We start from the raw sequence: 13,014 nt of genomic DNA, 5'->3' as shown, positions 1-13,014 counted from the left end.
CCTGATATTAAAATAGTGTTAAACGGGGGGTTGTCGGTAAGTTGTGTGTTGGGGTGCTATTGGTACCTCGGGCAGTGACTTTTGCAAAAGCCGTTTTTGTAAGAGGTTATTTGGCGTTGGGCTTTTGGTGGAAGTTTAAAAGTTGTGGGTTTATGTTTGGTTTTGAATAAAATGTTTATTATTTTGCAAGATGTTTTTCAGGACTTGCGGGTTTGTTTGTGGTTCTGGCTGCGCATGTTTTCAGGCGTTACCTCAAGTTCAAGCAACGGCAGTCATGACCCAGTCGTGTCTGTTGCATTGCACCGAGAGCGGGTAGCCAGTGAGGGCCATGTCGTAAACGCACCTTTGCGTGGCGTCCGTAGGCATTTGACCTGTCTACGCCAGTCATACCATCGCTATCAAAGGGCACTGCCGAAAGGTACGTGCCTCACCGAGACGAATGGCGCACCACCGCCGCTGGGAGAGACGCGATGTTCAGCAAGCAAGACCAGATCAAAGGCTACGACGATGCACTGCTGGCGGCGATGAATGCCGAGGAGCAACGCCAGGAAGATCACATCGAGCTGATCGCGTCAGAGAACTACACCAGCAAACGCGTGATGGAAGCGCAGGGCAGTGGCCTGACCAACAAATACGCCGAAGGCTATCCGGGCAAGCGCTACTACGGTGGCTGCGAGCACGTCGACAAGGTCGAGCAACTGGCCATCGACCGCGCCAAGCAACTGTTCGGCGCCGATTACGCCAACGTGCAGCCGCACTCCGGCAGCCAGGCCAACGCCGCGGTATTCCTGGCGCTGTTGCAGGCCGGGGACACCGTGCTGGGCATGAGCCTGGCCCACGGCGGTCACTTGACCCACGGTGCCAAGGTCAGCTTCTCCGGCAAGCTCTATAACGCTGTGCAATACGGCATCGACACCGCCACCGGCCTGATCGATTACGACGAAGTCGAGCGCATGGCCGTCGAGCACCAGCCGAAAATGATCATCGCCGGGTTCTCGGCGTACTCCAAGACCCTGGACTTCCCGCGCTTCCGTCAGATCGCCGACAAAGTCGGTGCTTATCTCTTTGTTGATATGGCTCACGTGGCGGGGCTGGTCGCTGCCGGCCTGTACCCGAACCCGCTGCCGTACGCCGACGTGGTCACCACCACTACCCACAAGACCCTGCGCGGTCCACGTGGCGGCCTGATCCTGGCGAAGGCCAACGAAGCGCTGGAAAAGAAACTCAACGCTGCCGTGTTCCCCGGCGGCCAGGGCGGCCCGCTGATGCACGTGATCGCCGGTAAGGCGGTGTGCTTCAAGGAAGCGCTGGAACCTGGTTTCAAGGCCTACCAACAACAAGTGATCGACAACGCCCAGGCCATGGCCGGCGTGTTTATCAAACGCGGCTACGATGTAGTGTCCGGCGGCACCGATAACCACCTGTTCCTGGTCAGCCTGATCCGTCAGGGCCTCACCGGCAAAGAGGCGGACGCAGCACTCGGTCGCGCCCACATCACTGTGAACAAGAACGCCGTGCCGAACGACCCACAGTCGCCGTTCGTGACCTCCGGCCTGCGCATCGGCACCCCGGCGGTGACCACGCGCGGCTTCAAGGTTACCCAGTGCGTCACGCTTGCCGGCTGGATCTGCGACATCCTCGACAACCTCGGCGACGCCGATGTCGAGGCCAATGTCGCCCAGCAAGTGTCGGCACTGTGCGCGGACTTCCCGGTTTATCGCTGAGCGCGGTTTTGGAGTAAATGACTATGCAACGGTACTCGGGCTTCGGCCTCTTCAAACACTCCCTCAGCCATCACGAAAACTGGCAGAAAATGTGGCGCACGCCGACCCCTAAAAAGGTCTATGACGTGGTCATCGTCGGCGGTGGCGGGCATGGTCTGGCGACCGCCTACTACCTGGCCAAAGAGCACGGCATCACCAACGTGGCCGTGGTCGAGAAAGGCTGGCTGGGCGGCGGTAACACCGCGCGCAACACCACCATCGTGCGCTCCAACTACCTGTGGGACGAATCGGCGCACCTGTACGAACACGCGATGAAACTGTGGGAAGGCCTGTCCCAGGACCTGAACTACAACGTGATGTTCTCCCAGCGCGGCGTCTACAACCTGTGCCACACCCTGCAGGACATCCGTGATTCCGAGCGACGGGTCAGCGCCAACCGCCTCAACGGCGTGGACGGCGAACTGCTCGATGCAAAACAGGTTGCCGACGAGATTCCGTACCTCGACTGCTCGAAAAACACCCGCTACCCGGTGATGGGCGCCACCGTCCAGCGTCGCGGCGGCGTGGCCCGTCACGATGCCGTGGCCTGGGGCTTTGCCCGTGCCGCCGACGCCTTGGGCGTGGACCTGATCCAGCAGACCGAAGTGATCGGTTTCCGCAAGGAAAACGGCGTGTGCATCGGCGTTGAAACCAACAAGGGCTTCATCGGCGCCAAGCGCGTCGGTGTAGTGACAGCCGGTAACTCCGGGCACATGGCCAAGCTCGCCGGTTTCCGCCTGCCGATCGAATCCCACCCGCTGCAGGCGCTGGTGTCCGAGCCGATCAAGCCGATTATCGACAGCGTGATCATGTCCAACGCCGTACACGGTTACATCAGCCAGTCCGACAAGGGCGACCTGGTGATCGGCGCCGGTATCGACGGCTACAACGGCTACGGCCAGCGTGGTTCGTACCCGGTGATCGAACACACCATCCAGGCCATCGTCGAGATGTTCCCGGTGCTGTCCCGCGTGCGCATGAACCGGCAGTGGGGCGGCATCGTCGACACCACGCCGGACGCCTGCCCGATCATTTCGAAAACCCCGGTCCCGAACATGTTCTTCAACTGCGGTTGGGGCACCGGCGGCTTCAAGGCTACACCTGGTTCGGGCAACGTGTTTGCCGCGAGCCTGGCCAAGGGTGAAATGCACCCATTGGCCGCACCTTTCTCCATCGACCGTTTCCACAACGGTGCGTTGATCGATGAACATGGCGCTGCTGCGGTTGCCCACTAACAGGAGAAATCCCTATGTTGCATATCTTCTGTCCTCACTGTGGCGAACTGCGCTCCGAAGAGGAATTCCACGCTTCCGGCCAGGCGCATATCCCGCGTCCACTGGACCCGACCAACTGCACCGACGAGGAGTGGGGCGACTACATGTTCTTCCGCGATAACCCTCGCGGTCTGCACCACGAACTGTGGGATCACGTCGCCGGCTGCCGTCAATACTTCAACGCGACGCGCGACACCGTGACCTACGAGATTCTCGAAACCTACAAGATCGGCACCAAGCCACAATTTACCGACAAGACCGACAGCCCGAAAGCGGCCGCCACGGCTCTGGGAGAGAAGGTATGAGCCAGATCAATCGCCTGTCCAACGGCGGACGGATCGACCGCAACAAAGTGCTGAGCTTCACCTTCAACGGCCAGAACTACAAAGGCTTTGAAGGCGACTCCCTGGCTGCCGCCCTGATTGCCAACGGTGTGGATATCATCGGGCGCAGCTTCAAGTATTCGCGTCCCCGCGGCATCTTCGCCGCCGGTGCCGAAGAGCCGAACGCGGTGCTGCAGATCGGCGCCACCGAAGCCACCCAGATTCCGAACGTGCGCGCCACGCAACAGGCGCTGTATCAAGGCCTGGTCGCCACCAGCACCAACGGCTGGCCGAGCGTGAACAACGACATGATGGGGATTCTCGGCAAGGTCGGCGGCAAGCTGATGCCGCCGGGCTTCTACTACAAAACTTTCATGTACCCGCAATCGTTCTGGATGACTTACGAGAAGTACATCCGCAAGGCCGCAGGCCTTGGTCGCTCTCCGACCGAGAACGATCCGGACACCTACGACTACATGAACCAGCACTGTGACGTGCTGATCGTCGGCGGTGGCCCTGCTGGCCTGGCCGCTGCACTGGCGGCTGCCCGCAGCGGCGCGCGGGTGATTCTCGCCGATGAACAGGAAGAGTTCGGCGGCAGCCTGCTCGATTCCCGCGAAAGCCTCGACGGCAAGCCTGCCACCGAGTGGGTCGCCAGCGTCATTGCGGAACTCAAGGACACACCGGACGTGCTGCTGTTGCCGCGCGCCACGGTCAACGGCTACCACGACCATAACTTCCTGACCATTCACGAGCGCCTGACCGATCACCTCGGCGACCGCGCCCCGATTGGCCAGGTCCGTCAGCGCATCCACCGCGTTCGCGCCAAGCGTGTAGTGCTGGCGGCCGGCGCTCACGAGCGTCCACTGGTTTACGGCAACAACGACGTGCCGGGCAACATGCTCGCCGGCGCGGTGTCGACTTACCTGCGTCGCTACGGCGTGGCACCGGGCAAAAAACTGGTGCTGTCGACCAACAACGACCACGCTTACCGCGTTGCCCTGGATTGGCTTGACGCCAGCCTGCAAGTGGTGGCCATCGCCGATGCCCGTAGCAATCCGCGCGGCGCCCTGGTTGAAGAAGCTCGCGCCAAAGGCATTCGCATCCTGACCGGCAGCGCCGTGATCGAGGCCCGTGGCACCAAGCGCGTGACCGCTGCTCGCGTTGCCGCGATCGACGTCAAGGCGCACGCCGTGACCAGTCCTGGTGAATGGCTTGAATGCGACCTGGTCGCCAGCTCCGGCGGTTACAGCCCGGTGGTTCACCTGGCATCGCACCTGGGCGGCAAGCCGATCTGGCGCGACGACATCCTCGGTTTCGTACCGGGCGAAGCACCGCAGAAACGCGTGTGTGTCGGTGGTATCAACGGTGTCTACGGTCTTGGCGATTCCCTGGCCGATGGTTTCGAGGGTGGCGCTCGCGCGGCCAGCGAAGCCGGTTTCAGTGTGGTCGAAGGCACCTTGCCCAAAGCCCTGAGCCGTGTCGAAGAGCCGACGCTGGCGCTGTTCCAGGTGCCTCATGAAAAGAACTCTGCGCGTGCGCCGAAGCAATTCGTCGACTTCCAGAACGACGTCACCGCCGGCGGCATCGAACTGGCGACCCGCGAAGGCTTCGAGTCGGTCGAGCACGTCAAACGCTACACCGCACTGGGCTTCGGCACTGACCAGGGCAAGCTCGGCAACGTCAACGGCCTGGCCATCGCCGCCCGGTCGCTGAACGTGACCATTCCGCAGATGGGCACCACCATGTTCCGTCCGAACTACACACCGGTGACCTTCGGCGCCGTGGCCGGTCGTCACTGTGGGCACATCTTCGAGCCGGTACGCTTCACTGCACTGCATCACTGGCACGTGAAGAATGGCGCCGAATTCGAAGACGTCGGGCAGTGGAAACGTCCATGGTACTTCCCGAAAAACGGTGAAGACCTGCACGCCGCGGTCAAGCGTGAATGCAAAGCCGTGCGCGACAGCGTCGGCCTGCTGGACGCTTCGACCCTGGGCAAGATCGACATCCAGGGCCCGGATTCCCGTGAGTTCCTGAACCGCATCTACACCAACGCCTGGACCAAGCTCGACGTGGGCAAGGCGCGCTACGGCCTGATGTGCAAAGAAGACGGCATGGTCTTCGACGACGGCGTAACCGCCTGTCTCGCCGACAACCACTTCGTGATGACCACCACCACCGGCGGCGCTGCACGCGTGCTGCAATGGCTGGAAATCTACCACCAGACCGAATGGCCAGACCTGAAGGTGTACTTCACGTCCGTGACGGATCACTGGGCAACCATGACCCTGTCCGGGCCGAACAGCCGCAAGCTGCTTGGCGAAGTCACCGACATCGACCTGAGCAACGAAGCCTTCCCGTTCATGACCTGGAAAGAAGGCGTGGTCGGCGGTGTGCCGGCGCGGGTATTCCGGATTTCGTTTACCGGTGAGCTGTCGTACGAAGTCAACGTGCAGGCCGACTATGCGAGGGGTGTCCTGGAGAAAATTGTTGATGCTGGCAAGAAGTACAACCTGACGCCCTATGGCACCGAAACCATGCACGTGCTGCGGGCCGAGAAGGGTTTCATCATCGTCGGGCAGGACACTGACGGCTCGATGACACCCGACGACCTGAACATGGGCTGGTGTGTCGGTCGCACCAAACCGTTCTCCTGGATCGGTCAGCGTGGCATGAACCGTGAAGACTGCGTGCGGGATCAACGCAAGCAGTTGGTGGGCCTGAAGCCGATCGATCCGACCAAGTGGCTGCCTGAAGGTGCACAGCTGGTGTTCAACACCAAGCAGGCGATCCCGATGAGCATGGTCGGTCACGTGACGTCGAGCTACCTGCACAACTCCCTGGGCTATTCGTTTGCCATGGGTGTGGTCAAAGGCGGCTTGAAGCGTATCGGTGAGCGTGTGTTCGCACCGCTGGCGGATGGCAGCGTGATCGAGGCGGAAATCGTTTCTTCGGTGTTCTTCGATCCAAAAGGTGATCGCCAGAACGTCTAACACCACAGCTCCCGTAGGAGCGAGGCTTGCCCGCGAAGAACGATAACGCGGTCCCTCAGATAAACCGCGTCGCTGCCTTCGCGGGCAAGCCTCGCTCCTACGGTGTGTCGTACGAATTCAGGAAAGGTGCTTTATGACCGCAGCTAATGTGTACCAACAACGCCCAACCACTGGGGCCAAGGCCGAATCGTCGTTGCATCATGCCGACCTCGCCAGCCTGGTGGGCAAGGGTCGTAAAAGCGCCGGCGTGATCGTGCGTGAGAAAAAACTCCTCGGCCACCTGACCATTCGTGGCGACGGCCACGATGCGGTCTTCGCCGCTGGCGTGCACAAAGCCTTGGGCATTGAATTGCCAGGTGCGCTGACCGTCATCGTCAAAGGTGAAACCAGCCTGCAATGGATGGGGCCGGATGAATGGTTGCTGATCGTCCCGACCGGCGAAGAATTCTCCGTGGAGAAAAAGCTGCGTGAAGCGCTGGGCGACCTGCACATCGCCATCGTCAACGTCAGCGGTGGCCAGCAGCTCCTCGAATTGAGCGGCCCGAACGTGCGCCAGGTGCTGATGAAATCCACCAGCTACGACGTGCACCCCAACAGCTTCCCGGTCGGCAAGGCGGTGGGCACGGTGTTTGCCAAGTCGCAACTGATGATCCGCCACACCGCCGAAGACACCTGGGAACTGCTGATCCGTCGCAGCTTCTCGGATTACTGGTGGTTGTGGTTGCAGGATGCCAGCGCTGAATACGGGCTTAGTGTCCAGGCTTGAGATCGCCTTCGCTGGCAAGCCAGCTCCTACAGGGGGGATGTCGACCATGAAATATCGGGGCGACACGGTCCACTGTAGGAGCCGGCTTGCTGGCGATCAACCGCGCAGCGGTTGCCCATAACAACAGGAGTCACCGCACTATGAGCCGCGCCCCAGACACATGGATTCTGACCGCCGACTGCCCAAGCGTCCTCGGCACCGTGGACGCGGTGACCCGCTTTCTGTTCGAGCAGGGCTGCTACGTCACCGAACACCACTCCTTTGATGATCGGCTCTCGGGCCGTTTCTTCATTCGCGTCGAGTTCCGTCAACCCGACGGCTTCGACGAACAGTCGTTCCGCGCAGGCCTTGAAGAACGTGGCCAAGCCTTCGGCATGATCTTCGAACTGACCGCGCCGAACTACCGGCCGAAAGTGGTGATCATGGTCTCCAAGGCGGATCACTGCCTCAACGACTTGCTCTACCGCCAGCGTATCGGTCAGTTGTCCATGGACGTGGCCGCCGTGGTCTCCAATCACCCGGACCTCAAGCCGCTCGCCGACTGGCACCAGATTCCCTACTACCATTTCCCGCTGGACCCGAACGACAAGCCGTCCCAGGAGCGCCAGGTCTGGCAAGTGATCGAAGAGTCCGGCGCCGAGCTGGTCATTCTTGCTCGTTACATGCAGGTCCTGTCGCCAGAGCTGTGCCGCAAACTCGACGGCAAGGCGATCAACATTCATCACTCCCTGCTGCCGGGTTTCAAGGGCGCCAAGCCGTATCACCAGGCCTACAACAAGGGCGTGAAACTGGTCGGCGCCACGGCGCACTACATCAACAACGACCTGGACGAAGGCCCGATCATCGCCCAGGGCGTGGAGGCCGTGGACCACAGTCATTACCCCGAAGATCTGATCGCCAAGGGGCGGGATATCGAAGGGCTGACCTTGGCGCGGGCCGTGGGTTATCACATTGAACGGAGGGTTTTCTTGAACGCTAACAGGACCGTCGTTCTTTAGATTTTGGGGCCGCTTCGCAGCCCATCGCCAGCAAGCCGGCTCCTACAGTGGGCTGAGGTGTGCCCGACATTTGTGAACGACAAAAGAACCTGTGGGAGCGGGCTTGCCCGCGATGAGGCCATAACAAACAACACAAGACACACAAGCAATAACCCGAGCAATCAACGCGCCGCCGATCCCGGGCGACGCGACTACATAAAAACAACATCGAGGTGAAAGCATGTCTGGCAATCGTGGTGTGGTGTATCTCGGCAATGGCAAAGTCGAAATACAAAAAATCGACTATCCCAAAATGCAGGACCCGCGCGGCAGGAAGATTAACCACGCTGTCATCCTGCGCGTAGTCTCAACCAACATCTGTGGTTCCGATCAGCACATGGTGCGCGGTCGTACCACCGCCCAGACCGGCCTGGTACTGGGTCACGAAATCACTGGTGAAGTGATCGAGAAGGGCAGCGACGTCGAAAACCTGCAAATCGGCGACCTGGTGTCCGTTCCGTTTAACGTGGCCTGCGGGCGCTGCCGTTCCTGCAAGGAAATGCACACCGGCGTCTGCCTCAGCGTCAACCCGGCCCGTCCAGGCGGTGCCTATGGTTATGTCGATATGGGGGACTGGACCGGTGGCCAGGCCGAATACGCGATGGTGCCGTACGCCGACTTCAACCTGCTGAAACTGCCCGACCGCGATCGCGCCATGGAAAAAATCCGTGACCTGACCTGCCTCTCCGACATCCTGCCCACCGGTTACCACGGCGCAGTGACCGCCGGCGTTGGCCCGGGCAGCACCGTATACATCGCCGGTGCCGGCCCCGTCGGCCTGGCCGCTGCCGCTTCCGCTCGCCTGCTGGGCGCGGCGGTGGTGATCATCGGTGACGTCAACACCGTCCGCCTGGCGCACGCCAAGGCCCAGGGTTTCGAAATCGCCGACCTGTCCCTGGACACTCCACTGCACGAACAGATCGCCGCCCTGCTGGGCGAACCTGAAGTAGATTGCGCCGTCGACGCCGTAGGCTTCGAAGCGCGTGGTCACGGTCATGACGGTGTAAAACACGAGGCCCCGGCCACCGTGCTCAACTCGTTGATGGGCGTGGTTCGGGTGGCTGGCAAGATCGGTATCCCTGGCCTCTACGTCACCGAAGATCCAGGTGCAGTGGATGCCGCCGCGAAAATGGGCAGCCTGAGCATTCGCTTCGGCTTGGGTTGGGCCAAATCCCACAGCTTCCACACCGGCCAGACGCCAGTGATGAAGTACAACCGCCAGCTGATGCAGGCGATCATGTGGGACCGCATTCATATTGCGGACATTGTCGGGGTAGAGGTGATCAGCCTGGATGACGCGCCGCGTGGGTATGGCGAATTTGATGCGGGCGTGCCGAAGAAGTTTGTGATTGATCCGCATAAGTTGTTTAGTGCGGCGTAAGGCTTCACGCAAAACAAAACGGCGACCTTCTGGTCGCCGTTTTGTTTACGCCACACAACAATCCTGTGGCGAGGGAGCTTGCTCCCGTTGGGCTGCGAAGCGGCCCCAAATGTTGATAGGACACACCGCGTCTATCTGTTTCGCGACGGCTGCGCCGCCGAGCGGGAGCAAGCTCCCTCGCCACAGGTGCGTGAGTGGGATAAAAATGGACGCAGCGCCGAGGAACATGTCGACGAATACCCGGTCAAACCGGCAGTTTTTCCGTCTATTAACAGGCGGTTTTCATGGCACAAGAGGATGTCTGGATGAAGATTTCACGCGGTTTTGCACTGGCATCGCTCATGACCCTGGCGGCCAGCCCGGTCTTTGCTCAGTTCAGCCTGAACGATGCTGCCAATGCCATTTCCGGCATGAAGGGCGATAACACCGCTGCAGCGGCCGCACCGTCGTCGGAGACGGCTGGCCTGCTGAGTGCGCTCAGTCAATTGAACGTGACGCCACAACAGGCCGTTGGCGGCACCAGTGCGATGCTGGGCTTGGCGAAGAACCAGTTGAGCTCGACCGACTATTCGGAGCTGGCCAAAAGCGTACCGGGGATCGACAAGCTGTCGGGCGGTGGTGAGCTGGGCGCCCTCGCCGGGTTGCTGGGTTCGTCCGGCAAGGCGGCCGGCCTGGACAACGCCTTGGGCGCCGTCAAGGACACCAACGACCTGAACAACGCCTTCAGCGCCTTGGGCATGGGCACTGGCATGATCGGCCAGTTTGCCCCGCTAATCCTGCAATACTTCGGTCAGCAGGGCGTCGGCGGTTCGTTGCTGCAAAGTCTGGGCGGAATCTGGGGCGCCGGCACCAGTAGCTGATTCAACGGCGCTCGGCGCGCAAGGCGTCGATGCGCTGGTCCTTTTCGATCCAGAGCTGGTTGACCCAGTTCTGGATGGTTTCGCGAAACAGCGGATCGTTTTCGTAATCGCCCTGCCACAGCGCGGGGTCCAGTTCGCGGGTCTTGATGTCGATGATCACCCTCGGCACGCTGCCGCTGATCAAGTCCCAAAAACCTGGGATCTCCTGCTGCGGATACACCACTGTCACATCAAGAACGGCGTCCAGCTGTTCGCCCAGCGCCGCCAACACAAAAGCCACGCCACCCGCCTTGGGTTTGAGCAGGTGGATGAAGGGTGATTGCTGCTGGCTGCTTTTCGCCGCAGTAAAACGTGTGCCTTCCAGGTAGTTGACCACCGTCACCGGCTGGCGCTTGAACAGCTCGCAGGCGGCTTTGGTGATCTGCAGATCCTTGCCGGCCAGCTCCGGGTTCTTCGCCAGGAACGCCTTGGTATAGCGCTTCATGAATGGGTAGTCCAGCGCCCACCAGGCCAGTCCCAGGAACGGCACCCAGATCAATTCTTTCTTGAGGAAGAATTTGAAGAACGGCGTCCGCCGATTCAACGTCTGGATCAGCGCCGGGATATCAACCCAGGATTGATGGTTGCTGATCACCAGGTACGAGGTGTCGCGGCGCAGGTCATCGCCACCGCGAATGTCCCATCGGGTGGGGATGCACAGGTGGAAAATCAGCTTGTCGATTTCGGCCCAGGTCTCTGCGATCCACATCACTGCCCCTGAGGCGAAATCGCGAAAACGCCCGGGCAGGATCAGTTTGAGCAAGGCAAACACCATCAGCGGCCCGAACAGGACCAGGGTGTTGAGCAACAGCAACAGGGTAACGAAACAGCCGGTGAGCAGGCGGCGCATAAGCAACTCTTGAAAGCGTTTTGGCGCGCCATGATAGGCAGCTTCGGCCAAGAGGCCAAATCGGGTGACGAATGTTTCACCTTGGCAGCGGTACGATCCCAAGGGTGTACGCCCTCCCGAAGTAGGAGCTGCCGCAGGCTGCGATCTTTTGATCTTCAACGACACCGAACGAATTCAAAGGCGACGGTCTAAAACCCCATTGCCCCAACTCCCCAAGGAAGCCCATTACGTGAAATCCCTCCTTGCACTGCTCTCCCTGGTGGCCCTGCCAATCCTGGCCGCCGAGCCGACCCTCTACGGGCGCTACGAATACATCGCGCTGCCGGAAATCGGCGGCGAAGTGCTCAAGGCCAAAATGGACACCGGCGCCCTCACCGCGTCGCTGTCGGCCAAGGATATCGAAATTTTCACCCGCGATGGCGACGAGTGGGTACGCTTCCGCCTCGGCACCAAGGATGCGAGCAACAAGGTCTACGAGCACAAGATTGCGCGGATCAGCAAGATCAAGACCCGCTCCGAAGAAGGCGAGGATGAAGACGAAGATGTCGCGCCCACCAAGCGGCCAGTGGTCGATCTGGAGTTGTGTCTAGGCAACGTCAAGCGCACGGTTGAGGTCAATTTGACTGATCGCAGTAGCTTTAATTATCCGTTGTTGATTGGTGCTAAGGCGTTGCGTGAGTTTGGCGCGGCGATTAATCCGGCTCGACGCTTTACGGCGGATAAGCCGGATTGCTAAGGTTGTTGGTTAATAAAAAATTTGCCAAAATGGCGTAAACCCAGAGCAGACTGGGTTTGCCATTTTTTAGGACGCAATGAGACTATTTCAACTGTCTATCCAAGTTTTTTCTAATTCTGTTCAGTGTGTAGTTTTGTTTTTCGGCCAGGCGAGATGGACCAGGCGTTTCAGTTAGCCATGCGTGATTAGTCAAAAGTTCATTGATGGGCGCGCTGTTTGCACTGCCCAAGGAGTTGTCAAGGTAGGTTTCATATTGGTTTGGACCAAGTGGACCAGTGGAAATATTGTCGCTCGATTGTAACGAAATGTTTGCTGAGCCTGTAGTGCGCTGAGGATGGTTAGGGGAAGTTAGTTCATGCCATCTCTTTGTTTGTTGGGTTTTCTGTAATTCGAAAGCTTGAGCGTTGTTTTCCTGTTGTGTGAGTTTTTTGATGTCGATCTTAACCTCCTTGGATAGTTTTGATGGTGACGACTTGCTTTTCAATCGGCTGGTACTACCCATTGCGACTTTGTTTGATACTGGGGAGCTCTTGGGGATCTTTGGCTTCAATCCAAAAAGCCGTCTGAAGAATGCTCCAATCCCCCAAAAATGCCCTGTTGGATCAACACGATTCCGTGGATCTCCACCGCAATACGCATAAGCGTTCAGCCCTCCCGCGCCAAACGGACTCCAACTGTCCGGACTGTTAAACCTCATCAAAACGGGATTGAACTGCCGATACCCATTCCCCAGATGATAATGCCCTGTCAGCGGGTCCGGCAGTTCGCCGTTGAACCCGAGCAGGCTGAGCAAGCCGTTTTCCGGTGAGCGATGACCGTAGGGTGTGTAGGCGATGGGCTGAGGTCGGTTCGATGCGAGTGCGTTCAGTACCGAGCGCTGTTGATCGGTGGCCAGCAGGATTGTTTTGCGAGTGTGCGTAGGCATCGGCGGAGCTCCTGGCAAGGTCCATAAAGTCGGACCTTAAGCATCAGACCGTTTTCAGTTTGTG

Annotated in this window: 11 protein-coding genes; 9 read left to right on the top strand and 2 right to left on the bottom strand. The window is 59.7% G+C overall.

Annotated elements, in window-relative coordinates:
- Positions 1-470: 470 nt before the first annotated feature.
- The 8 genes from glyA to ACA062_RS30900 all read left to right on the top strand — a co-directional run bounded on the left by glyA (position 471) and on the right by ACA062_RS30900 (position 10,400).
- Entirely contained in the window at positions 471-1,724 is a 1,254-nt protein-coding gene (gene glyA / locus ACA062_RS30935) for a serine hydroxymethyltransferase (RefSeq protein ID WP_497454355.1), read from the top strand.
- A gap of 23 nt (positions 1,725-1,747) precedes the next feature.
- Positions 1,748-2,998 (top strand): sarcosine oxidase subunit beta, encoded by a 1,251-nt coding sequence (locus ACA062_RS30930; RefSeq protein ID WP_007947735.1) that lies wholly within the window; start codon positions 1,748-1,750, stop codon positions 2,996-2,998.
- A 14-nt stretch (positions 2,999-3,012) separates the two neighbouring features.
- Positions 3,013-3,342 (top strand): sarcosine oxidase subunit delta, encoded by a 330-nt coding sequence (locus ACA062_RS30925; RefSeq protein WP_008147095.1) that lies wholly within the window; start codon positions 3,013-3,015, stop codon positions 3,340-3,342.
- Positions 3,339-6,356, top strand: a complete 3,018-nt coding sequence (locus tag ACA062_RS30920) for a sarcosine oxidase subunit alpha (RefSeq protein ID WP_497454354.1) — start codon at positions 3,339-3,341, stop codon at positions 6,354-6,356. Before ACA062_RS30925 ends, ACA062_RS30920 begins: the two co-directional genes overlap by 4 nt.
- A 133-nt stretch (positions 6,357-6,489) precedes the next feature.
- Positions 6,490-7,122: a sarcosine oxidase subunit gamma gene (locus ACA062_RS30915; RefSeq protein ID WP_497454353.1), complete on the top strand. Its 633-nt coding sequence runs from the start codon at positions 6,490-6,492 to the stop codon at positions 7,120-7,122.
- A 140-nt stretch (positions 7,123-7,262) separates the two neighbouring features.
- The gene (gene purU / locus ACA062_RS30910) at positions 7,263-8,120 is read left to right on the top strand and encodes a formyltetrahydrofolate deformylase (protein WP_064680161.1); all 858 of its coding nucleotides are present in this window, start codon (positions 7,263-7,265) and stop codon (positions 8,118-8,120) included.
- Between the two features lie 220 nt (positions 8,121-8,340).
- Positions 8,341-9,540, top strand: a complete 1,200-nt coding sequence (fdhA, locus tag ACA062_RS30905) for a formaldehyde dehydrogenase, glutathione-independent (RefSeq protein WP_007947729.1) — start codon at positions 8,341-8,343, stop codon at positions 9,538-9,540.
- A gap of 305 nt (positions 9,541-9,845) precedes the next feature.
- Positions 9,846-10,400: a DUF2780 domain-containing protein gene (locus tag ACA062_RS30900; RefSeq protein ID WP_497454352.1), complete on the top strand. Its 555-nt coding sequence runs from the start codon at positions 9,846-9,848 to the stop codon at positions 10,398-10,400.
- Position 10,401: 1 nt separating this feature from the next.
- Here the strand turns inward: ACA062_RS30900 and yihG are convergent, their stop codons facing one another.
- Entirely contained in the window at positions 10,402-11,289 is an 888-nt protein-coding gene (yihG, locus tag ACA062_RS30895) for a 1-acylglycerol-3-phosphate O-acyltransferase, YihG family (RefSeq protein WP_497454351.1), read from the bottom strand.
- Positions 11,290-11,518: 229 nt separating this feature from the next.
- Between yihG and rloA2 the strand changes: the two genes are divergently transcribed.
- Complete coding sequence (gene rloA2, locus ACA062_RS30890) at positions 11,519-12,025, top strand: retropepsin-like aspartic peptidase RloA2 (RefSeq protein WP_497454350.1); 507 nt, start codon at positions 11,519-11,521, stop codon at positions 12,023-12,025.
- An 82-nt stretch (positions 12,026-12,107) separates the two neighbouring features.
- On the opposite strand, the gene ACA062_RS30885 is transcribed toward rloA2, so the two are convergent.
- Positions 12,108-12,950 carry an RHS repeat-associated core domain-containing protein gene (locus tag ACA062_RS30885; RefSeq protein ID WP_497454349.1) on the bottom strand — a complete coding sequence of 281 codons (843 nt, stop codon included), beginning with the start codon at positions 12,948-12,950 and terminating at the stop codon, positions 12,108-12,110.
- Positions 12,951-13,014 lie beyond the last annotated feature (64 nt).

Source organism: Pseudomonas sp. LBUM1679 (assembly GCF_059695565.1).
This window is presented reverse-complemented; position numbering and strand designations above follow the sequence as displayed.

Coding starts and splice junctions, on each gene's coding strand:
- glyA (WP_497454355.1), top strand. CDS start 471: ATGTTCAGCAAGCAAGACCAGATCAAAGGCTACGACGATGCACTGCTG.
- ACA062_RS30930 (WP_007947735.1), top strand. CDS start 1,748: ATGCAACGGTACTCGGGCTTCGGCCTCTTCAAACACTCCCTCAGCCAT.
- ACA062_RS30925 (WP_008147095.1), top strand. CDS start 3,013: ATGTTGCATATCTTCTGTCCTCACTGTGGCGAACTGCGCTCCGAAGAG.
- ACA062_RS30920 (WP_497454354.1), top strand. CDS start 3,339: ATGAGCCAGATCAATCGCCTGTCCAACGGCGGACGGATCGACCGCAAC.
- ACA062_RS30915 (WP_497454353.1), top strand. CDS start 6,490: ATGACCGCAGCTAATGTGTACCAACAACGCCCAACCACTGGGGCCAAG.
- purU (WP_064680161.1), top strand. CDS start 7,263: ATGAGCCGCGCCCCAGACACATGGATTCTGACCGCCGACTGCCCAAGC.
- fdhA (WP_007947729.1), top strand. CDS start 8,341: ATGTCTGGCAATCGTGGTGTGGTGTATCTCGGCAATGGCAAAGTCGAA.
- ACA062_RS30900 (WP_497454352.1), top strand. CDS start 9,846: ATGAAGATTTCACGCGGTTTTGCACTGGCATCGCTCATGACCCTGGCG.
- yihG (WP_497454351.1), bottom strand. CDS start 11,289: ATGCGCCGCCTGCTCACCGGCTGTTTCGTTACCCTGTTGCTGTTGCTC.
- ACA062_RS30885 (WP_497454349.1), bottom strand. CDS start 12,950: ATGCCTACGCACACTCGCAAAACAATCCTGCTGGCCACCGATCAACAG.